We start from the raw sequence: 20,801 nt of genomic DNA on the forward strand, positions 1-20,801 counted from the left end.
AAAACTACATACAAAGCTAAAAATAAGAGAAATGAAAAAGAAAAGTAAAATCATCTTAGGTGTATGCACCGTTGCTGCAGCTCTGATAGGGATGTCCGTATGGAATATCTGGTTCAGTCCTACAAAGATTGCTTTCATCAACTTCCAGACCATACAGCAGGGAAGTATATCGAAAGCCAACGACAATTCATCCATCAAACTCAGTGAAGTATCGCTCGACAACCTCGACCGTCTGACCGGTTACGACATGGTATTCATCAACGGAATGGGTCTGCGTATCGTCGAGGAACAACGTCAACAGATACAACAGGCTGCCGACAAAGGTATTCCTGTATATACTTCCATGGCTACCAACCCGGCCAACAACATTTGTAATCTGGACAGCGTACAACAGAATCTGATACGAGGTTATCTGACCAACGGAGGAAAAACCAACTACCGGAATATGCTGAATTATATCCGTAAAGCTATTGACGGTAAAATCTCTTCCATACCGGAAGTGGAAGACCCGGCAGAAAGACCCAGTGACATGCTCTATCACGCCGGACTCACCAACCCGGATGATGAACTGGAGTTCCTCACCGTGGCAGATTATGAGAAATTCATGAAGGACAACCGTCTTTATAAAGAAGGAGCACGTAAAATCATGATAACCGGACAAATGGCTGATGCCACCGGACTTATTGAGGCTCTTGAAAAAGAAGGTTACAATGTTTATCCGGTTCAGTCAATGACGAAATTCATGTCATTTATTGACGAAGTGCAGCCAGACGCAATCATCAACATGGCACACGGACGCATGGGAGACAAAATGGTGGATTATCTGAAAGCTAAGAATATCCTCTTGTTTGCTCCGCTCACCATCAACAGTCTGGTAGACGAATGGGAGAAAGATCCGATGGGAATGACAGGAGGATTTATGTCACAAAGTATCGTGACTCCGGAAATCGACGGTGCCATCCGTCCTTTCGCTCTCTTTGCACAATATGAGGATGAAGAAGGATTGCGCCATTCGTATGCAGTACCCGAACGCTTGAAGACTTTCGTATCCACAATCAATAATTATTTGAATCTGAATACTAAGCCGAACAGCGAGAAGAAGGTAGCTATCTACTATTATAAAGGTCCGGGGCAAAATGCATTGACCGCTGCCGGTATGGAGGTGGTTCCTTCCCTATACAATCTTCTGGTCCGCATGAAACAGGAAGGATACAACATATCCGGTCTGCCTGCAAATGCTGAAGAACTGGGTAAAATGATACAGGCTCAAGGCGCTGTGTTCAACTCTTACGCAGAGGGAGCCTTTAATGACTTTATGCAAAAAGGACATCCCGAACTTATCACCAAAGATCAATATGAAAGTTGGGTGAAAGAGTCACTCCGCCCTGAAAAATATCAGGAAGTGGTGGATGCTTTCGGCGAATTCCCCGGCAACTATATGGCGACTAACGACGGTAAATTGGGTATTGCCCGTCTGCAATTCGGGAATGTAGTCTTAATGCCACAAAATGCTGCCGGAAGCGGGGACAACTCCTTCCAAGTGATTCATGGCACTAATATGGCTCCTCCTCATACTTATATTGCTTCCTATCTATGGATGCAACATGGTTTCAAGGCTGACGCACTGATCCATTTCGGTACACATGGAAGTCTTGAATTTACTCCCAGAAAACAAGTGGCATTGTGCAGCAACGACTGGCCGGATCGCCTGGTTGGAGCAGTTCCGCACTTCTATATCTACTCTATTGGTAATGTTGGTGAAGGAATGATGGCTAAACGCCGTTCGTATGCCACCATACAGTCGTACCTCACTCCTCCTTTCCTTGAAAGCAGTGTGCGTGGTATTTATCGGGAGCTGATGGAAAAAATCAAGATTTACAATAACTCTCACAAAGAGAATAAAGATCAGGAATCATTAGCTGTCAAAACGCTGACTGTGAAAATGGGAATTCACCGTGATTTAGGTTTGGACAGCATTGCCAACAAACCATATACGGAAGATGAAATCGCCCGTGTAGAAAACTTCGCAGAAGAACTGGCTACCGAGAAAATCACCGGACAACTCTACACAATGGGAGTTCCTTATGAAGCGGAACGGATCACTTCTTCCGTCTATGCAATGGCTACAGAACCTATCGCATACAGTCTGCTGGCTCTTGACAAGCAACGTGGTAAAGCGACAGATGCCGTTAGCAAGCACCGCAGCCTCTTTACACAACAGTACTTGACTCCTGCTCGCCATCTGGTAGAAAAGTTACTCGCTAATCCTGCACTAGCCACAGATGAACTGATTTGTCGTACTGCCGGTATCACCGCACAGGAACTAGCCAAGGCTCGTCAAATAGAAGCAGACCGCAATGCTCCGAAAGGTATGATGGCAATGATGATGGCTGCATCGGCAAAGAGTGAACAATCCGATGAAAAGAAAGCTGGTAAAGGACATCCGGCATCTGTCTCTAAAGAGGGTTCTCCTCATGGTCAAATGCCCGAAAGCATGAAAGAGGCTATGAAGAAAATGGGCGCCAACATGGATCCTGAAAAAGCTATGAAAATGGCTAAGTCTATGGGAGCAAGTCCGGAAGCATTGAAGAAAATGGAAGCCGGAATGAAAGCTAATAAAGAAAAACCTCAAGGTATGGCTGCCATGATGGCCGCTATGGGAAAAGCTCCGAAAGAATACAATAAAGAAGAAATCGAGCTGGCACTTGCCATCGCTGAAGTAGAACGTACAATCAAGAATGTAGGCAACTACAAGAACGCACTTCTGACAAGTCCCGAAAAAGAGTTAAGCAGTCTGATGAATGCATTGGAAGGTGGATACACCGCTCCTACTCCCGGAGGTGATCCGATTGCTAATCCGAATGCTTTACCAACCGGACGTAATATGTATGCTATCAATGCCGAAGCAACTCCTACAGAATCCGCTTGGGAAAAAGGTATCGCTTTAGCCAAACAAACGATTGATACTTACAAGCAACGTCACAATGATTCAATTCCACGTAAAGTGAGTTATACTCTCTGGTCTTCCGAATTTATAGAAACCGGTGGGGCTACTATTGCTCAAGTACTGTATATGCTGGGAGTAGAACCTGTTCGTGACGCATTCGGTCGTGTCAGTGATCTAAAACTGATTCCTTCAGCCGAACTGGGACGTCCGCGTATCGACGTAGTAGTCCAGACTTCCGGACAACTCCGTGATATCGCCGCTTCCCGCCTCTTCCTGATTAACCGTGCAGTAGAAATGGCTGCGGCAGCGAAAGACGACAAGTTTGAAAATCAGGTAGCCGCCAGTGTGGTAGAAGCTGAAAGAGTGTTGACCGAAAAAGGTGTCAGTCCGAAAGATGCACGCGAAATGGCTTCTTTCCGAGTATTCGGAGGTGCTAATGGCATGTATGGTACAGGAATTCAGGGAATGGTGGAATCCGGCGACCGCTGGGAAAGTGAATCGGAAATTGCAGATACTTACCTCAACAATATGGGAGCCTTCTACGGTGACGAAAAACACTGGGAAGTCTTTCAGAAATTTGCTTTTGAAGCAGCATTGAACAGTACTGATGTGGTCGTTCAGCCCCGCCAAAGCAACACTTGGGGAGCATTAAGCCTCGACCACGTATATGAATTTATGGGAGGTATGAATCTTGCCGTACGCAATGTTACCGGTAAAGACCCGGACGCTTATCTTAGCGACTACCGGAACCGCAACAACATGAAAATGCAGGAACTTAAAGAAGCAGTCGGTGTAGAAAGCCGTACAACGATTCTGAATCCTACCTATATCAAAGAGAAAATGAAAGGCGGTTCTTCTGCTGCAAGCGAGGTTGCCCAGACTGTAACGAATACGTATGGCTGGAATGTGATGAAACCTACTGCTATCGACAAGGAACTTTGGGATAACATATATGATGTATATGTCAAAGACAAATACAAACTGAATGTAAAAGACTTCTTTGAAAAACAGAATCCCGCAGCTTTACAGGAAGTGACCGCCGTTATGATGGAAACTGCCCGCAAAGGATATTGGAAAGCCTCTCCGGAGCAACTCTCCAATATTGCCAAGCTGCATACAGACCTTGTCAGACAGTTCGGTCCTTCGGGCAGCGGATTTACCGGAGACAATGCCAAATTACAGCAGTTCATCGCCTCTCAAGTAGATGCGCAAACCGCAGCCAACTACAACAAGGAACTGAAACAAATGAAACAAGCCACCCTGGACGGAGAAGCGACCAAAGGAGGCATGGTATTGAAGAAACAATCGAGCGATGCCGTACAAGGAGCACAGGAAGAGCAAAACTCTTTGAATGGAGGCCTTATCGCAGGTATTGTTCTGGTAGCATTTGTTGTCATGCTGCTAATACTTAAAAAGAAACGGAAAAAGTAATGTAATATGGAGTTAATCATTCACATATTAATGCTGTTTATCGTGATTAACTGCAGTTTCAAACTCAGTTTCTGGAAACTTTGGCAAACCGTAATATACAGCCTGATTGCCGGTCTTTTTGTGGCCGGCACCTGGCAGTATGCTATTCTCCAGTCAAAGACACAGATTGCTGATTATCTGCAGAACACGGAAGCATTGCAAAACATGGCTATTATCATAACGCTTGAGTCAGCACTCTGCTTCGGCTATTGCGTGGCTTTCCTGCGCGGACTTTATGGTAAGAAGAATTTATGGTGGGCGGAATTACTTCGCTGGTATCCCAGCTTGTTGCTCTTCCCCGTATTATTCTACTATCTCACAGAAGCTATCTTCCGGTTACCTGGCGTAGACTTTTCAGTGACAGCCTGGTCACTTGCAGGGATAGTGGTTATCGCCATCCCATTATTAAGCCGGCTGATGAAGTATCTTGTACCCGAAGACGATCTCCGGTTGGAAGTTCATTTCCTTGTCAGCTTATTCATCTGTATCCTCGGACTACTGACCACTGTCAATGGGAAAACGACCTATGCTGCCACCGAAGAGGCGCTCAACTGGAAAGCTATTATCTTGTCCATCGGTCTGTTCGTTGTCCTGTTTCTTATCGGATTCGCCTGGAACAAGCTGAAATGGCCTTTATTACAACGTAGAGAATTAAAAAAAAGAAGTAAAATCAATCAATAAAATATATATATGGAACTCATTTCTAAATTATTATTCTGGGTAGCAAACAGTTTACTTATACCCGATATCATTATTTTGCTGTGCCTGTTCGTTCGCTCACTTATTTTGATCGGAGGCACCTACAACATGTACATGACCAAACGTAAAAATGACAAAGCACTGGACCAACTCATTAAAGATGCACGGATAGACGATCTGAAAGCAGCTTTACCCGACAAAGACAATTCACTATATATGGGTTATCTCCGCGATCTGCTCTACCATCCGGCCAGTGCAGATTATTCAGACTTCCTGATAACAAAATTCGAGAATGAAGCAGAGAAAGATGTGTCTCTTTCTAAAATGTTGGCTAAGATAGGTCCGGTTCTCGGATTGATAGGAACATTGATTTCCATGAGTCCGGCACTTGTTGGACTTTCTACAGGAGACATATCCGGAATGGCATATAATATGCAGGTAGTATTTGCAACGACCGTTGTGGGTCTGGTTATTAGTGCTGTGGGACTGATATCCATGCAGTTCAAACAACGTTGGTATGCCAAAGATGTCAACAACCTCGATTATGTATCAAGAGTATTAAACGAAACAACCGGAGAGTCCAATAATGAAAAGAAATAGAAGAGTCAGCAAATTCCTCAAAGAAGAGGATACCGACCCGCTAAGTGTAGTAGTAAACTTGTTCGACGTAGCGATGGTATTTGCCGTGGCATTGATGGTAGCAATGGTGATGCACATGAATATGACGGAAGTTTTCGGACAGGAAGATTTCACCATCGTGAAGAATCCTGGTAAAGAAAATATGGAAATCATCTCCAAGGAAGGAAAGAAAATAAACACTTACAAGCCTTCCGGTCAGAAAGAGGAGGATTCAGGGAAAAGAGGAAGAAAAGTAGGGATAGCCTACGAACTGGATAACGGTGAGATTATTTATGTTCCGGAATAACCATTAAAAGTATATTTCCTACCAATAATCAATAGTATCGGGCAGGACAATCCTATTCAGGCATTGTCTGCCCTTTATTTCTTTCATTTTACATTGATAACTATCAGAACAAAACATGGTTTCTTCTTTATCAAAACCCGACAAAAGACACACACATTATCGCAGAAATCTACTAATCATCTGCCTGTTATTAGGTATTGTCCTCTTTACTTTCTGCTTTTTGCTTTGCCAGCACGACAGTCAGGATATGGACTGCGATTGCTTAAGATGCCTGTTAAGTGCTCCTCCCCAGGAGGGAGAGTATCTCTACAACCGTTATCTGCTCCTCATCAGTATTCTCTGCTTCTTGTTAATATTCCTGCCCATTTATATATTCGAACATCGACAACATATAAAAAGGAAATAAAAAAACAAGCCACCGAAATGAGTCACTCATTCCGATGGCCTATCCCCTTTAAACACCTTTAAACAAAATGAAAATATGCCTCATATACTAACTAAACTAACTAACCCTCGAGGCATATTTTAAAAGAGACTGTCGCATCAACCTCTTTTTATTATAGATAGCTTTCGCTCTCTAATCTTATTTACGAGCTTCAGCAATATAGCCGAGAGCTTCTTCACATTTTGCAGTTACATAAGCCCAGTCTTCTGCTGCTACCTTATCTTTCGGGAACAGTTTAGAGCCCATACCTACGCAGAATACACCGGCTTTAATCCATGCAGTCAGGTTTTCTTTAGTAGGTTCTACTCCACCTGTTACCATCAGCTTAGACCATGGCATCGGAGCCATCAAACCTTTCACGAAGTTAGTTCCGTAAACATCACCCGGGAATACTTTGCAAAGATCGCAACCTACTTCCTGTGCAAAACCAACTTCCGATACAGAACCGCATCCCGGAGTGTAAGCAACCGAACGACGATTACATACCTTAGCTATTTCAGGGTTGAACAACGGACCTACTACGAAGTTAGCACCCAGTTGCAAGTACATAGCAGCAGTAGCCGGATCAACGATAGAACCGATACCAATTGCCATTTCAGGACATTCTTTTGCTGCGAACTTAACGATTTCAGCAAATACTTCCTGTGCAAAGTCACCACGGTTTGTGAATTCGAAAGCACGAACACCACCGTCATAACAAGCCTTTACTACTTTCTTTGCAACTTCTGCATCTTTGTGATAGAATACAGGAACCATTCCTGTAGAGCCGATCTTATTTAATACGGCTATTTTATCGAATTTTGCCATCTTATTATTTACTATTTTAAAATGAATTGACTTTATAAACTTTCAACTCTCTATTACCTATTTATCTCTGTACGCGACCGCTTGCGTCACCACCAGCCAATGCTTCTACTTCTTCTACAGAAACAAGGTTGAAGTCACCATTGATAGTATGTTTCAAAGCAGATGCAGCAACTGCAAATTCAAGGGCAGCACCCTGATTAGGTTTAGTCATCAAACCATGGATAATACCACCGGAGAAAGAGTCACCACCACCTACACGGTCGATGATCGGATCGATATCATAACGTTTTGAAGTATAGAATTCTTCACCGTTGTAGATCATAGCTTTCCAGCCGTTGTGAGTAGCAGAGAAAGATTCGCGCAAAGTAGAAACTACATATTTGAATCCGAATTCTTTCATCATTTGCTGGAAGATACCTTTGTAACCTTCAGCATCTGTGTGACCAGCTTCAACGTCAGCATCCGGTTTGAAGCCCAGACAAAGTTCTGCATCTTCTTCGTTACCGATACATACGTCTACAAACTGCATCAACGGTTTCATAATAGACTGTGCTTTTTCTTTAGTCCACAGTTTCTTACGGAAATTCAAGTCAACAGAAACAGTTACACCGTGACGTTTTGCAGCTTCACAAGCCAGACGAGTCAACTCGGCAGCCTTGTCAGAAATAGCCGGAGTGATACCAGACCAGTGGAACCAGTCAGCACCTTCCATGATTGCATCAAAGTCGAAATCAGCAGCGTCAGCTTCAGCAATAGCAGAGTGAGCACGGTCATAAATAACCTTGCTAGGACGCATAGAAGCACCTGTTTCCAAGTAGTAGATACCTACACGGTCGCCACCACGAGCAATAAAGTCTGTCTTTACGCCATATTTACGCAATGCGTTAACAGCAGACTGTCCAATTTCGTGTTTCGGTAATTTGGTTACGAAATAAGCGTCATGTCCGTAGTTGGCACAGCTTACTGCAACGTTAGCTTCACCACCACCATATACTACATCAAAAGAATCAGATTGAACAAAACGAGTATTACCCGGAGTTGATAATCTAAGCATGATTTCGCCTAATGTAACGACTTTCTTTCCCATAATCTTATGTTTTAAATTCTAAGTTATTAATATTATGAACTTTCAATTTATCATTTCAGCCCTATTTTAGGGGTTAACACATTGATTATATGACCGTTAATCTATAAGATAACTAACATCACATACCTTTCGTGTGCGGGCACAAAGATACAACAATTTTCGTAATTACAAAAATTGTTATATATTTGTATCGAAAATATTAAGATTATTATTGTGTGCGAGCACAAAAACCTATATAAATAAAGGTTATCGTATGAATAAATTGCCCGAAAGGATCAGAATCAAAGACATCGCCCGTCTAGCAGATGTATCAGTGGGAACAGTAGACCGCGTTATTCACGGACGTAGCGGAGTATCGGAGGCCAGTAAGAAACGCGTAGAAGAAATTCTGAAGCAGCTTGACTACCAGCCCAATATGTACGCCAGCGCTCTGGCTTCCAACAAGAAGTATACGTTTATCTGCCTTTTGCCGGAGCATCTGGAAGGCGAATACTGGACGGCTGTAGAAATCGGTATTCATGAAGCTATCGCGACCTATTCGGATTTCAATACTTCGGTGAAAATCAACTATTACGATCCATACGATTATCATTCATTCGTCAACGCCAGCGAAGCCATCCTGGCCCTGCAGCCGGACGGAGTGATGGTAGCTCCTACCGCTCCGCAATATACGAAAGGATTCACCGATCAGTTGCAGGCACTGAATATACCTTATATATATATAGACTCCAATATTAAAGAGGTTCCTCCCCTCGCCTTCTTTGGTCAGAACTCACGTCAAAGCGGATATTTCGCTGCTCGAATGATGATGTTACTGGCACGGGAGGAAAAGGAAATTGTGATTTTCCGCAAAATACATGAAGGAATTGTAGGATCTAATCAGCAGGAGAACAGAGAAATCGGTTTTAGGCAGTACATGAAAGAACATCATCCGTCTTGTACTATACTGGAACTTGACTTGCATGCCGAACGCAACGACGAAGATAACGAGATGCTAGACGAATTCTTCCGCACTTATCCGATGGTTAAGAACGGAATCACTTTCAACTCTAAAGCCTACATCGTTGGCGAGTACCTGCAAAGCCGTGGAAAGAAAGACTTCAATCTGATAGGCTATGACCTTCTGGAACGGAATGTCACCTGCCTGAAAGAAGGAAGTATCTCCTTCCTCATCGCCCAGCAGCCGGAACTGCAAGGAGCCAATGGCATCAAAGCTCTATGCGATCATCTTATTTTCAAGAAAGAAGTGACTCGTATCAACTATATGCCCATTGATCTGTTAACAGTAGAGACAATAGACTATTACCATAGCAAATAACAACAAAGTACAACTTTACAAGTACATTACATGGAAACAAAGTATTTAAAAATTAATCCTGCCGACAACGTTGCCGTTGCCATTGTTAACCTCCCGGCAGGAGAGCATCTTTCTATAGATGGCATTGAGATTACATTGAACGAGGATATTCCTGCCGGACATAAATTCGCACTAAAGAATTTTGCGGAAGGTGAAAATGTAATCAAGTACGGTTACCCGATCGGACATGCACGAATGGCAAAGAAACAGGGTGACTGGATGAACGAAACGAACATCAAAACCAACCTTGCCGGATTGTTGGACTACACGTACAACCCGATTCAGGTTTCTTTAGATATTCCTCATAAAGATCTTACTTTCAAAGGTTACCGTCGCAAAAACGGTGATGTAGGTGTAAGAAACGAGATATGGATTATCCCGACTGTAGGTTGCGTAAACGGTATCATCGGACAACTGGCCGAGGGACTGCGTCGCGAAACCGAAGGTAAGGGAGTGGACGCCATCGTCGCTTTCCCACACAACTACGGTTGCTCGCAACTTGGTGACGACCACGAGAATACGAAAAAGATTCTTCGTGACATGGTGCTCCATCCCAATGCAGGTGCTGTATTGGTAGTAGGCTTGGGATGTGAGAATAACCAGCCGGATATATTCCGTGAATTCCTGGGCGAGTTCGATGAAGACCGCGTCAAATTTATGGTTACCCAAAAGGTAGGTGACGAATATGAAGAAGGAATGGAAATCCTGCGTGATTTATATGCAAAAGCCTCTAAAGACGAACGTACCGATGTACCTTTGTCCGAACTTCGTGTGGGATTAAAATGCGGTGGTTCTGACGGTTTCTCCGGCATTACAGCCAACCCATTGTTGGGCATGTTCTCCGATTTCCTGATTGCACAGGGAGGTACAAGCGTATTGACTGAAGTTCCGGAAATGTTCGGCGCAGAAACGATCCTGATGAACCGTTGTAAGAACGAAGAGCTGTTTGAACAGACTGTCCATCTGATTAATGACTTCAAAGAATACTTCCTGTCACATGGAGAGCCTGTAGGTGAAAATCCTTCTCCGGGCAACAAAGCCGGTGGTATCTCTACTCTGGAAGAAAAAGCACTGGGATGTACCCAGAAATGTGGAAAGAGTTATGTATCCGGCGTAATGCCTTACGGCGAACGTTTACAGAAAAAAGGACTCAACCTGCTTTCTGCTCCGGGCAATGACCTGGTTGCAGCCACTACTCTTGCAGCAAGTGGATGTCACATGGTACTTTTCACCACCGGACGCGGTACTCCTTTCGGCACTTTTGTTCCGACCATGAAGATTTCCACCAATTCAACCCTGGCTAAAAACAAACCGGGATGGATTGACTTCAACGCCGGTGTGATCGTAGAAAACGAACCGATGGAAAAGACTTGTGAACGCTTCATTGATTATATCATCAAAGTGGCAAGCGGTGAATTCGTAAACAACGAAAAGAAAGGCTATCGCGAAATTGCTATCTTTAAAACAGGGGTAACCTTGTAAACAGGTCGCTATCTGATACAACAAATATATCGAAGATAAAAGATACATTGTTAAAACAATAGAGTTGCTATCCCGTTCAACTTATCATTGAGTGAAGGATAGCAACTCTTTTTTTGTTATACCATATCATCGCCTGTTTTCTTAAACGTAACGCGGATTGTTTTATGGAAAGGAATAAAACGAGAAATCACAGCTATGACAACAGATATAACCAACAAATAACCCAGAATCTCTTTCAGTGCCAGCAACAGGCTTTGTTGTTGTAGCGTATTATATAAGGAGTTGGTTGCCAACTGCGCAGCCTCATCATACGGATGTCCCTGTGTCATCGCATTGTTCAGCGACTGGCTATAGCGTGCTGACGACAATGGATCAGCAGCAGTTATAGTCTCCGACAAAGAATACATATATTTTTGTTGCAGTCGGTACAGTACATTACTATAAAAAGAAGTCGCCATGATAGGTGCCAACACGGAACGGAAAATAATCAGGAAGAAAGCATTCGACAATAAGTATTTCGGATTCAAGTCTTCCACGGCAAACAGGGCAAAAGCAATAATCAAAGTCAACATACCCAAACCACGAAAGAAGATAGGCAGGTAGAGCATCTCATACGTACTATCCGGAGAAATGCCAAAATACAAAATGGCAAAGAAAATCACAAAGCAACTCATTCCTCCCGCTATCAGAAAACGGAAACGCCACCGTTGCCAGCGAAACCACCAAAAACAAATAAAGGCGCCGACTACATATCCCGGAAGCAAATAAATATAAAGAGAATAGGTATGCGTAGTATCTACTTTCAGAATAACAGTCAGATAGTTAGTCAGCAAAGTGGTTGATGTACTGAAAAACATCACGAGCATCATATAAAAATAGCCCACAATTGCTTTGGGTTGGAATAAAGGAGCCAGACTTACATAAGGATTCTCCGAACGGCTCTGATACCAGATGAACAGTGCAATCAGCATAGGTGCTATTACAATATAAATACATATCTTGCCGGAAGCCATCCAATCGAGCACTTTGCCATAATTGATAACGTACATCAACATCAGCAACCCGGCTGAAATAACAAACATCTCACGGATATGCAGTTCAGACCATGCGACAGCTTTTATGGGACGGTTATGCCGGAAACAGATGATAACAAACAGAATGGAAATCAAGATCAATACCATCATAAAGTAGTACATATACTTCCAGTTATAATGATACGCCAGTAAAGCCGTTACCAGCATTGAAGCTTGTCCCCCACCGTAAACCAACGGATAAAAATAAGAATAGAACTCGCTACGCACATTCTTCGGACTGAAAATCTTCTGGGCATAACGAATAAACCACAACATAAGAAACCCTTTCAAGAAACCGACAGCAAAACTACAGACAATCAAAATATCTGCGTTTTGCGTACGCGCACAAACCCAACTCAAGAAGAATTGCAATACTAAATCAATCAATAACAGAGATTTCACGGAAAAGGCTGCCAACACCTTAGGAATAATCGGGTATGCGATAGCCATACCCGCCGAAGCAGCGTAATACCCCATCGTAATATCTTCCGAATTAGTACCCAGCGTGTTCGACACTTCCAGCATACTGCCTGTATACGAGCCATTGAGCATAGTGACCGGAAGAATCACGATGAAAATGCTGATAAGCCCAAGCCAATCGGGCACCCATTGACGAACAGGTGCCTCCAATTCCTTCATGGTAATCATTTGCGTAAAGCTTCTGTTTCCACCATCATCCCGGCTCTCAATTGTGCCATTTCTTCCGGAGAAACATCTTCCAAGTCGATACGCACAGGGATTCGCTGCTGTACCTTTACAAAATTGCCGGCAGAATTATCTGTAGGAACCAAGGAATATTTAGACCCGGTTGCTTCGGAAATTGCAGTGACTTCCCCGTGGAAAATCTTCCCGGGCACTGCGTCTACTTTAATACGCACCTGCTGGCCAATATAGATATTAGCAATCTGCGTTTCTTTATAATTAGCGGTAATCCACTTGTCCTTGTTACGCACCAAATAAGAAATAGTCTGTCCGGTCTGCACATATTGACCGGGTTCAAGCGTACGCCTACCCATATATCCATCATAAGGGGCAGTGAGAACCGTATAAGACAGATTCAGCTTAGCCAAATCCAGGTCTGCTTCTTTACGCAAAATGGCAGCCTCCGTACCGGTTGTTTTCTTACTTGTCTCCGCATATTGTGATAATGCCGCCTGTTTCTGTGCAACTAATGCCTGATAACGTGCCTTTGCTGCCTCATAAGCAGCTTTCGCTTGCTCATACTGTTGTTCCGGAACAGATTCTTCATTCAACAAACGTTCAAAACGATGATAATCCTGTTCCAATTGCCAGAGTTTCGCTTTCGCTTCAGCGATGTTGGCATCCTGTACGGCAATATTCGTATGGGAAGTTTCAATACCCGAATGAAGAACATCCTGCGAGCCATGTGCATCCAACAATGCAGCTTCCGCTTCTTTTACCTTAATCTGATATTCACGATTGTCAAGCACCAGCAGAGTATCTCCCTGATGGACATATTGATGTTCCTTAAAACGAACCTCCTTGATATAACCCGAAGCCCGGACATTCAAAGGAGCTACATATTGATCTACAAAAGCATCATTAGTCACTTCGTAATTCACATAACGCCAGAAGTAATTAGCAGTCCACCAAAGTCCGGAGACAGCCAAACAGACACATAATAAATTTAAAACAATATTACGAACTCTTACTTTTTTCAGTTTCTTCTGTTTTTCTTTCCATTCAATTGCCATATCTGTTCTGTTTATTAAAGACGTCCACAAGCCTTCTGAAGTTGATAATAAGTATAAATCACACGAGTGCGTGCAGTGACCAACTGCAATTCCACATTCAAACGGACGGAATTCGCATCAAGTAAATCAGTCAGGATAGCCAGTTGATTCAGATAACGATTCTGCATAATACGGTAATTTTCTTCCGCTTGCCGGACAGACAGTTTTAGAGCCTCTACCCTCTGCAACGCTTCCCTGTGGCGTAAAAATGCCGAACGCACATCCATGCGGATTCCCTGCATTTTCTGTTCTTCTTCATTCTTCCGCAAAGACACCATCAGTTTGCTCTCTTTTACTTTATGATTGTTCTTGTACAGTGAAGATAAAGGATAGGAAACCGATACTCCCACATTCCAGTTATTGTTATACATATCCGCCAATGTACGTGAAACGGGACGTGCCAATGTATTCGATGCATATAGCGACACACTGGGAAGAGATAAGGATTGGGCAGAACGGATTTCATTCCTTGCCAATTCTGTCTGTGCGCGAAGCAGCCTCATCGCCGGATCATTTTCATACGCCTGAACAATATAGTCATCATAGGACTGCAAAGCAACTGCCTGATAGAGAATGGTTGTATCCGGTTGTAATAACAAGTTCTCATCCTGCCCCAACAAGATATTGAGTTGCTGCGATACAAGCGCAATGCTATTTTCCGCTTCCTCCAAAGACAGTCGGTCATTAGTCAGCTGCATTTCGCTCCGCAATACATCATTATTGGTAATCAGCCCCTCTTTTTTCATTCGCCGGATATCGCGTAACCGGAGTTCCGACTCTTCAATATTCCGTGTCAGGATCTCATGTTGCTTAAACAGACTAAACAAGTTCATATACTGATTGAGTAACCGTAACTTTATTTCCGCCTCATCGGTCAACGTTTGTAGTTCGGCAACTTGCTTTTCTATATCCGCTTTATGAATGGCACTTCGGATTTTACCACCCTGATAGAGAGGCTGTGCCAGATCAATCGCATAATTTTGTGACCAGTCCGGCGCTTCCGGGTATGAAGGATCGGATAATCCCCGTTCCCAAACAACAGGCTGCCCTACAAATCCCCCTTTCAGTCCGATCTGCAGTTCCGGTAACTGTGCAGACCGTGCGGTCCGTATCCGCTCCTGCGCCATAGATTCTTTCATTACATCCGCCTGAAGTTGCAGACTATGCTGTACTCCCCGTTCAAAAAGCTGATCGATAGTGAGAAACAAAGAATCTGTTTGTGCATTTATGGATTGAGCAGCCAAAAACAGGCTAGATAAAACCGCCCCATACTTCTTATACATTTTCAAGTACATCGTATACACTCTTTAATTCAGACAACATAGTTTCAATGCTCTCTATACCAACAATCTTTTCTGCGTATACATAGACCTGATCGAGAATCGGACGAATCTGTTCTTTAAATTCTTCCCCTTCGGGAGTCAGGAACACCAGTTTATTACGACGGTCGGCAGGATCTTCTTTCCGGTGAACATACCCTTTCTTTTCCAGATTATTCATCAAATTGGTGAGACATGCCTTATCTTTTGCAATGCGTTCCGCCAATATCTGCTGACTAATTCCCTGCTCATGCCATAAACTACTTAATACCTGAAGCATCTCAAACGTAATACCCGCATTATTTTTTCTCAATGTCCGTTGCATAGACCGGCGGAAAGCCATACGGGTACGAACAATCTGCAACATGAGTTCTCTAAACTCTGCTCCTTCTCTCATTTTCTATACTCTTTTTACCTGTTTCGTTTCGGCGGCAAAGTTAGGTATTTCCTCCGAATTAGTCAAACGTTTGACTAATTTCATTTTCAAACCCTCTTTACATAATTTCTGACTATTCGTTCATTCACTCATTAAACAACTGTATATTAACACCTTATCATACCATTCAAATATTTACCATTAAAATATTCAGGCAAAAAGTTTGTTCATCTGAAATCTTTTATTTTACTTTGCATTACAAAGTACTTTTTATATGAATAAAGATAAAGCATTAGAATCGGTAAATGAGATAAAAGAGTTGATGGAAAAGTCGTCCAAGTTTATCTCTCTAAGTGGTCTCGCTGCAATCATGGCGGGCATTTACGCATTAGCTGGCGCATACATCGCCACACAAGTTATTACCCCGGGCACACATTTAATTGTTGCTCTCGAACTAATGGCTATTATAGCTTCGCTCGTATTGGTAGCAGCTGCGGTCACCGCCTGCATCCTGTCCTATTATAAATCCAAGAAGACAGGACAGAAATTTTTCAGCCGCCTCACCTACCGGGCATTGTGGAACTTTTCTCTTCCGATGCTGACCGGAGGTGTTTTATGCATCTCCATCATGATGCATGAGTATTATGACATCCTGGCTTCCGTCATGCTTTTATTTTACGGACTGGCACTGGTCAACGTATCCAAGTTCACTTACTCCAGTATCGTATGGTTAGGATATGCTTTCATTTGCCTGGGAGTCGTAGATTGTTTTTGGGAAGGTCATTCACTGCTGTTCTGGACCATCGGTTTCGGCGGTTTCCATATTCTTTATGGCATATTGTTCTATTTACACTACGAAAGAAAGAGATCATAAATGATAGAAGCATTCCAATATATTAATAAAGCATTCGAAAGCAAGGTCCGGCTCGGTATCATGGCTATTCTGATGGTAAATGAGGAAGCCGACTTCAATTTTCTGAAAGAGCAGCTCTCTCTGACAGACGGCAATCTTGCCAGCCATACCCGTGCCCTAGAAGAACTGGGATATATCGTATGCAACAAAAGTTTTGTCGGACGAAAACCACGAACTGTTTTTCAAGCAACCCCGCAAGGCAGAGAAGCTTTCAAATCTCATATTGAAGCCTTAGAGAAATTTCTAAAATCAAAATAAATAATTCATCAAAACACTACTGGCTTATGGACGGTTTCAATGAAAATTCAAATGAGCAACAGGCGCAGCAACCTATGGGATGTCTCCACCGTTTCTCCAAAACAATCAAGGTTGTCATCATCGGGTTATTAATTCTTCTCCTGATGATACCGATGTTCATGATTGAAAATCTTATTTCCGAACGGGGACGAACCCAGGAAGAAGCTATCGACGAGGTTAGTGAAAAATGGAGTCTGGCACAGACCATCACGGGCCCCTACCTGAATCTCCAGTATCCGGTCGTCATTGAAAATAACGGCGAGAAGAAGGTTTCTATCAAAGACCTGATACTTTTTCCCGATGAGCTTATGGTCAGCGGGCAACTAAAGACTGAAATTCTGAAAAGAAGTATCTACGAGGTCAATGTATATCAATCGGAACTGACATTGAAAGGATCATTCAGTTCGGAAGAATTGAAAAAGAGCAGAATAGATATGGAACAGTTGCAGTTTGACAGGGCGGCTATTTGCCTGAATCTGACCGACATGCGGGGTATCAGCGAGCAAATTAGCATCACTTTGGGAGATTCTGTTTATATATTCGAACCGGGTATGGACAACAGAGGAATAGATAACACCGGAGTTCATGCAATCGCAAACTTATCGGAGTTGAAACAGAATAAAAAACTACCTTATGAAATAAAAATCAAACTGAAAGGTTCGCAGTCACTCAACTTTATTCCATTGGGTAAAACAACCCGTGTAGATCTGAAAGCCAACTGGAATACGCCTAGCTTCACCGGTAACTATCTGCCCAATAACCGCAACATTACAGAGAAAGAATTCTCTGCACAATGGCAGGTTTTAAATTTGAACCGGAATTACTCACAGGTGATGGTTGACTACAATAACTCGAACATCAAGGACATTGAGAACTCCAGTTTCGGTGTTAACTTCAAAATCCCGGTGGAACAGTACCAACAGTCCATGCGTTCTGCAAAATATGCAATTCTGATTATCTTACTGACTTTCGGAGTGATTTTCTTCACCGAAATTATGAATAAGACCCGTATTCATGCCTTGCAGTATTTATTGGTAGGATTGGCACTCTGTCTATTCTACAGTTTGCTCCTGTAACCATACTATTTTCCGCCACGACAATTTTATCGGCTGTCTTTCAGCCGATAAAATAAAAATGCCCGTAAGAAAATATTTTTGTTTTAACATTCCGGTTTATAGAAACATGGCAGAAGCGCCTTCTTGTCGCAGTCCTTACCATAAAGAATACATTCAAACAAGTGTTTCAGGTAGTCCTGAGGGGCTATGTCATTTAACTTACAACTCTCTATCAAAGAGAAGATGAATGCTGAGTTTTCTGCCGCATCCTCACTGCCTATGTTCATACAGTTCTTGAGCAGCAGCTTTACAGGTTTCATCCTTTGCTCACAGAGGTTGTTCGAGATTTCCGCTGAACCGTCCTTGAGGATATTTCTCAAGGATTTCCACTGGTGTATCGTATAGTTCACGGCCTTTCTCATCAGTTCGTTAGCCATAATCTTCGCATCCTGCATCATAATGACCACCTTATGATGGATACGTTCAAGAATCGGTCCTGTAAGCTTAAGCCTTCTTTCCTTAATCTGCTCACCGCTGAGTTTCATCATACGGAACAGGTCTTCATTTCTGAACATCTCACCAATAGGATCTATTATGTCCATCGCTGTTCTGTCTGAAGGCAGGGCATCAACCCACAACCTTCTACAGTGCGTCCAGCATCCTATATGAAGCACCTTTGAGTCTTCACCATCGTACATCCTGTAAACCGTATATCCGTCAGTGGATATGGTTCCCATAAAATATTCCAGGAATGACTTTGCCGCATCGGATGACCTGCTGCCGTTATTATAGTGATAATAGACCATCTTAATATGCTTGGCAAAGAAAGCCCATAAGTACTTTCTCCTGTAAGCCTTCCCTTCCTTTGTCTCCACTCCTACGAGTTCGGTGGTCTCATCAACCATAAGGTATTTAGCTCTCTGTACAAACTCCTTGAATACATCTTCTATGAACTCCTTTAGCTTGGCGATTCCGTTATGTATATAGCTGTTCAGCGTGGTATTGCTTATGTGGATGCCCTCTCTTGCAAGCAGTCTTATCTCTCTGTTTTCTGGCATGCTGAAGTCATATTTTAGGCAGAGCAGGCGGGCAAGCAGTTCAGGAGAGAAGATACCTCCAAGATTTTTCAGCGGATGCTCCATGGTGCTTGTGAAAGTGCCGTCTGTAAGCTTTACCCTTGCCACCTTGTAAACATGCTCCACGTTATGAGCCCTTACATGTTCTATGACCCTGTATTCCCAAACATCAGGCATACCGTTACGGTTCATAAACCTTGCACCATCCGGGAGTTGGTAATAGTCTTCTATTTCATGAACAACTACCTTATCCACCTTCAGCCTGCTCTTTTCTGCACGTGGGGCGGTTTCCTTTCTTCTTGAAGGTTTGCTGTTCTGTTCAGGCACGTTATCGGAAGAGGTATTGCCACTGGTTTCGTTACCATGTCGAGTAGACCAAGGGAATTTCACCCTCAGCCTCTCTCGGAACCGTACGTGAAAGTCTCCCTTCATACGGCTCTTCGCATTCAAATCATTTCTTTTGACGTGCATAGGGTACATATCCTACTTGCCAATGATAAAACAGATTGGGTTCTTTCTGAGCTATATAGGCTAACCAATAATGAGCAGATATGACACCTCGACGACGAAGTCTTTTATATTTCGTCTTTGCCCAATAAGCAATAGAGCGATTCAGATGGCACATAACTTTCCAAAATTCTGTTTTACCAAATTTCTCATAATAGTTTATCCATCCTCTTACGACATCATTAATATATGCTGCCACAAATCGTAGACTTCGATTATGGAGACGTTTGAGATTCCATGATTTTATTGTTTCATGTATTCTGCTTACCGATTTCTTGCTTATAGCAGGCAAATAACTTGTGAATAAGACGTTGTTGCGTTTATCTTTTGCTGCTCTTGATCTAAAAGTAAAGCCTAAATAATCAAAAGAAGTACAATGATAGTGCTTTGATGAACGACTGCTCATTTTACAGAATACTATTTTTGTCTTTTCCTCATTAAATTTCAATTTACATTCAGTAAAGCGTTCTCCAAGCCTTTCCTTTATGTATTCAGCTTGAGCCAATGTACTGCAATGACAAACACAATCATCAGCATATCTCTCAAAAGGTATGTGAGGATATTTATAAGACATCCATTTATCAAAGGTATAGTGTAGGAACAGGTTTGCTAAAATTGGACCTATGACTGAACCCTGCGGTACTCCCATGTCCCTCTTTACAATTTCTCCATCACTTCTCTGATAAGGGACAGTCAACCAACGTTTTATATAGAGAAGTATCCATTTTATATTGATATGCTTCTCCACCGCTTTCATTAATAAGCCATGGTCGATTGTATCAAAGAATTTGGATATATCTATATCTAAAACCCATGCATACTTCCAACACCGTCTTTCTGCCTTGGCTATGGCATCATGAGCAGAGCGATGCGGACGATAACCAAATGAATCTTCATGAAAACAGGGTTCGATGAGAGGCTCAATTACATTAACAACAGCCATTTGTGCAATACGGTCTTCAATAGTGGGAATCCCTAAAGGTCTTTTACCACCATTTGATTTCGGTATTTCTACAAGTTTTACTGCTTTAGGCATATAACTGCCGGAGCTCATGCGATTCCATAGACGATAAAGGTTGGAACCTAGGTTTTGCTCATAAGTGGTCATCTCTATACCATCAATGCCTGAACTACCTCTATTAAACTTTACTTTCTTAAAGGATTCAAAGATTATTCTTTTGTCTATTTGAAATGGTTTTGCTTCTTGCATTG

16 protein-coding genes and 1 pseudogene are annotated in these 20,801 nt (G+C 42.7%); 9 read left to right on the plus strand and 8 right to left on the minus strand.

What is annotated here, in order from left to right:
• Positions 1-31: 31 nt before the first annotated feature.
• The 4 genes from CJF29_RS14470 to CJF29_RS14485 are packed head-to-tail and all read left to right on the plus strand — an operon-like array spanning position 32 to position 6,041.
• The gene (locus CJF29_RS14470; protein ID WP_099146495.1) at positions 32-4,378 is read left to right on the plus strand and encodes a cobaltochelatase subunit CobN; all 4,347 of its coding nucleotides are present in this window, start codon (positions 32-34) and stop codon (positions 4,376-4,378) included.
• A gap of 6 nt (positions 4,379-4,384) precedes the next feature.
• Complete coding sequence (locus CJF29_RS14475) at positions 4,385-5,098, plus strand: hypothetical protein (protein WP_074560311.1); 714 nt, start codon at positions 4,385-4,387, stop codon at positions 5,096-5,098.
• Positions 5,099-5,107: 9 nt separating this feature from the next.
• Positions 5,108-5,716, plus strand: a complete 609-nt coding sequence (locus CJF29_RS14480; RefSeq protein ID WP_004300150.1) for a MotA/TolQ/ExbB proton channel family protein — start codon at positions 5,108-5,110, stop codon at positions 5,714-5,716.
• Entirely contained in the window at positions 5,703-6,041 is a 339-nt protein-coding gene (locus tag CJF29_RS14485; protein WP_004300151.1) for a DUF2149 domain-containing protein, read from the plus strand. Before CJF29_RS14480 ends, CJF29_RS14485 begins: the two co-directional genes overlap by 14 nt.
• 583 nt (positions 6,042-6,624) lie before the next feature.
• Here the strand turns inward: CJF29_RS14485 and CJF29_RS14490 are convergent.
• Both CJF29_RS14490 and CJF29_RS14495 read right to left on the minus strand, forming a co-directional pair.
• Entirely contained in the window at positions 6,625-7,293 is a 669-nt protein-coding gene (locus CJF29_RS14490; RefSeq protein ID WP_004300153.1) for a bifunctional 4-hydroxy-2-oxoglutarate aldolase/2-dehydro-3-deoxy-phosphogluconate aldolase, read from the minus strand.
• 61 nt (positions 7,294-7,354) lie between these two features.
• Positions 7,355-8,380: a sugar kinase gene (locus tag CJF29_RS14495; protein ID WP_007752090.1), complete on the minus strand. Its 1,026-nt coding sequence runs from the start codon at positions 8,378-8,380 to the stop codon at positions 7,355-7,357.
• Positions 8,381-8,633: 253 nt separating this feature from the next.
• Between CJF29_RS14495 and CJF29_RS14500 the strand changes: the two genes are divergently transcribed.
• Positions 8,634-9,698 (plus strand): LacI family DNA-binding transcriptional regulator, encoded by a 1,065-nt coding sequence (locus tag CJF29_RS14500; RefSeq protein ID WP_074638491.1) that lies wholly within the window; start codon positions 8,634-8,636, stop codon positions 9,696-9,698.
• Positions 9,699-9,728: 30 nt separating this feature from the next.
• A complete protein-coding gene (locus tag CJF29_RS14505; protein ID WP_074638481.1) occupies positions 9,729-11,219 on the plus strand; it encodes a UxaA family hydrolase in 1,491 nt (496 codons plus the stop codon).
• 116 nt (positions 11,220-11,335) lie between these two features.
• Here CJF29_RS14505 and CJF29_RS14510 read toward each other — a convergent pair whose 3' ends face one another.
• From CJF29_RS14510 to CJF29_RS14525, 4 genes are read right to left on the minus strand one after another with little or no spacing between them, the layout of a single operon-like run.
• The gene (locus tag CJF29_RS14510) at positions 11,336-12,940 is read right to left on the minus strand and encodes an MFS transporter (RefSeq protein WP_074638480.1); all 1,605 of its coding nucleotides are present in this window, start codon (positions 12,938-12,940) and stop codon (positions 11,336-11,338) included.
• A complete protein-coding gene (locus CJF29_RS14515; protein WP_074638478.1) occupies positions 12,937-14,007 on the minus strand; it encodes an HlyD family secretion protein in 1,071 nt (356 codons plus the stop codon). Before CJF29_RS14515 ends, CJF29_RS14510 begins: the two co-directional genes overlap by 4 nt.
• Before the next feature lie 14 nt (positions 14,008-14,021).
• The gene (locus tag CJF29_RS14520; protein WP_004300159.1) at positions 14,022-15,341 is read right to left on the minus strand and encodes a TolC family protein; all 1,320 of its coding nucleotides are present in this window, start codon (positions 15,339-15,341) and stop codon (positions 14,022-14,024) included.
• On the minus strand, positions 15,322-15,762 hold the full coding sequence (locus tag CJF29_RS14525) for a MarR family winged helix-turn-helix transcriptional regulator (protein ID WP_074638476.1): 441 nt from the start codon (positions 15,760-15,762) through the stop codon (positions 15,322-15,324). Before CJF29_RS14525 ends, CJF29_RS14520 begins: the two co-directional genes overlap by 20 nt.
• A 253-nt stretch (positions 15,763-16,015) precedes the next feature.
• Between CJF29_RS14525 and CJF29_RS14530 the strand changes: the two genes are divergently transcribed.
• The 3 genes and pseudogenes from CJF29_RS14530 to creD all read left to right on the plus strand — a co-directional run.
• Positions 16,016-16,615: a hypothetical protein gene (locus tag CJF29_RS14530; protein WP_074638475.1), complete on the plus strand. Its 600-nt coding sequence runs from the start codon at positions 16,016-16,018 to the stop codon at positions 16,613-16,615.
• Complete coding sequence (locus tag CJF29_RS14535) at positions 16,616-16,912, plus strand: winged helix-turn-helix domain-containing protein (RefSeq protein WP_004313179.1); 297 nt, start codon at positions 16,616-16,618, stop codon at positions 16,910-16,912.
• 26 nt (positions 16,913-16,938) lie between these two features.
• Positions 16,939-18,024: pseudogene (gene creD / locus CJF29_RS14540) on the plus strand (cell envelope integrity protein CreD); the annotation flags it as partial.
• An 86-nt stretch (positions 18,025-18,110) separates the two neighbouring features.
• Here creD and tnpC read toward each other — a convergent pair.
• Together tnpC and ltrA are read right to left on the minus strand one after the other, a co-directional pair.
• The gene (gene tnpC, locus CJF29_RS14545) at positions 18,111-19,553 is read right to left on the minus strand and encodes an IS66 family transposase (RefSeq protein ID WP_413544492.1); all 1,443 of its coding nucleotides are present in this window, start codon (positions 19,551-19,553) and stop codon (positions 18,111-18,113) included.
• Entirely contained in the window at positions 19,534-20,799 is a 1,266-nt protein-coding gene (gene ltrA / locus CJF29_RS14550) for a group II intron reverse transcriptase/maturase (protein ID WP_099147667.1), read from the minus strand. Before ltrA ends, tnpC begins: the two co-directional genes overlap by 20 nt.
• Positions 20,800-20,801 lie beyond the last annotated feature (2 nt).

This window comes from Bacteroides celer, from assembly GCF_002632415.2.
Taxonomy (GTDB): domain Bacteria; phylum Bacteroidota; class Bacteroidia; order Bacteroidales; family Bacteroidaceae; genus Bacteroides.

What these genes read in the sequence shown, in the direction of transcription:
- CJF29_RS14470 (WP_099146495.1), top strand. Translation starts at nt 32, where the DNA reads ATGAAAAAGAAAAGTAAAATCATCTTAGGTGTATGCACCGTTGCTGCA.
- CJF29_RS14475 (WP_074560311.1), top strand. Translation starts at nt 4,385, where the DNA reads ATGGAGTTAATCATTCACATATTAATGCTGTTTATCGTGATTAACTGC.
- CJF29_RS14480 (WP_004300150.1), top strand. Translation starts at nt 5,108, where the DNA reads ATGGAACTCATTTCTAAATTATTATTCTGGGTAGCAAACAGTTTACTT.
- CJF29_RS14485 (WP_004300151.1), top strand. Translation starts at nt 5,703, where the DNA reads ATGAAAAGAAATAGAAGAGTCAGCAAATTCCTCAAAGAAGAGGATACC.
- CJF29_RS14490 (WP_004300153.1), bottom strand. Translation starts at nt 7,293, where the DNA reads ATGGCAAAATTCGATAAAATAGCCGTATTAAATAAGATCGGCTCTACA.
- CJF29_RS14495 (WP_007752090.1), bottom strand. Translation starts at nt 8,380, where the DNA reads ATGGGAAAGAAAGTCGTTACATTAGGCGAAATCATGCTTAGATTATCA.
- CJF29_RS14500 (WP_074638491.1), top strand. Translation starts at nt 8,634, where the DNA reads ATGAATAAATTGCCCGAAAGGATCAGAATCAAAGACATCGCCCGTCTA.
- CJF29_RS14505 (WP_074638481.1), top strand. Translation starts at nt 9,729, where the DNA reads ATGGAAACAAAGTATTTAAAAATTAATCCTGCCGACAACGTTGCCGTT.
- CJF29_RS14510 (WP_074638480.1), bottom strand. Translation starts at nt 12,940, where the DNA reads ATGATTACCATGAAGGAATTGGAGGCACCTGTTCGTCAATGGGTGCCC.
- CJF29_RS14515 (WP_074638478.1), bottom strand. Translation starts at nt 14,007, where the DNA reads ATGGCAATTGAATGGAAAGAAAAACAGAAGAAACTGAAAAAAGTAAGA.
- CJF29_RS14520 (WP_004300159.1), bottom strand. Translation starts at nt 15,341, where the DNA reads ATGTACTTGAAAATGTATAAGAAGTATGGGGCGGTTTTATCTAGCCTG.
- CJF29_RS14525 (WP_074638476.1), bottom strand. Translation starts at nt 15,762, where the DNA reads ATGAGAGAAGGAGCAGAGTTTAGAGAACTCATGTTGCAGATTGTTCGT.
- CJF29_RS14530 (WP_074638475.1), top strand. Translation starts at nt 16,016, where the DNA reads ATGAATAAAGATAAAGCATTAGAATCGGTAAATGAGATAAAAGAGTTG.
- CJF29_RS14535 (WP_004313179.1), top strand. Translation starts at nt 16,616, where the DNA reads ATGATAGAAGCATTCCAATATATTAATAAAGCATTCGAAAGCAAGGTC.
- tnpC (WP_413544492.1), bottom strand. Translation starts at nt 19,553, where the DNA reads ATGCACGTCAAAAGAAATGATTTGAATGCGAAGAGCCGTATGAAGGGA.
- ltrA (WP_099147667.1), bottom strand. Translation starts at nt 20,799, where the DNA reads ATGCAAGAAGCAAAACCATTTCAAATAGACAAAAGAATAATCTTTGAA.